Raw genomic sequence first — 620 nt, forward strand, 5'->3', positions numbered from 1 at the left:
GCACGGTGAGCCCGTAGCACCACAGGCCGGCGCTGACCCGGCGCCGCAACACCAGCAGCGCGCCGGCCAGCGCCGCCACGCCGGCCCGCAGGTAGTAGGCGCTGCCACCCAGCGCCAGCAGTTGCACGCCCAGCGCCGCCATGGCCAGCGCCAGCAGCAGCAACAGCCAGGCCAGCACGATCTGCAGCCACCAGGCAGGGCCGCTGAACAGGGTGGCAGGGGCGGCGGCGGTGGGGTGGTGTGGTGGAGTCATGGGCGGTCGGCAAGGGTGGGGCCAGCGGGAAGGAGCATGCGACCAATGCTACGCGCCATACTGACAGGGGGGTATAGGAAGTTCAACCGCCCTTTTTTGCGAGTCTGGCGGGTAGGAAGCGGCCGCGCAAGCGCCGCTTTGGGCACAGATCGGGCACAGATCGGGGGTTCATGCGTGGGTTTTCGACATCGCGGGGCCACGCAGCGGCTCAGTGCGTAGCCATTTCTCACCGAATCCCGGCACAGGGCCGAGCGCAGCCCTGCGGGGTCGTGGCCGCATCGGATCGGACTCTGGCTTGGCTGCCGGCTGTGTGGCCGGCACCTCGTCACGCGGCCGGCGGCGGCGCGCGCGCTGCGGGCCGGTAGTG

The 620-nt window shown here is 71.1% G+C and carries 1 protein-coding gene; it reads right to left on the reverse strand.

All coding sequences use genetic code 11. The annotated features are described in order from the left end of the window. The coding region (locus AAE045_RS23740) for a hypothetical protein (protein WP_455549761.1) at positions 1-253 on the reverse strand (253 nt) is incomplete at its 3' end. Positions 254-620: the final 367 nt, after the last annotated feature.

Source organism: Dryocola clanedunensis, assembly GCF_038405435.1.
GTDB lineage: Bacteria > Pseudomonadota > Gammaproteobacteria > Enterobacterales > Enterobacteriaceae > Dryocola > Dryocola clanedunensis_A.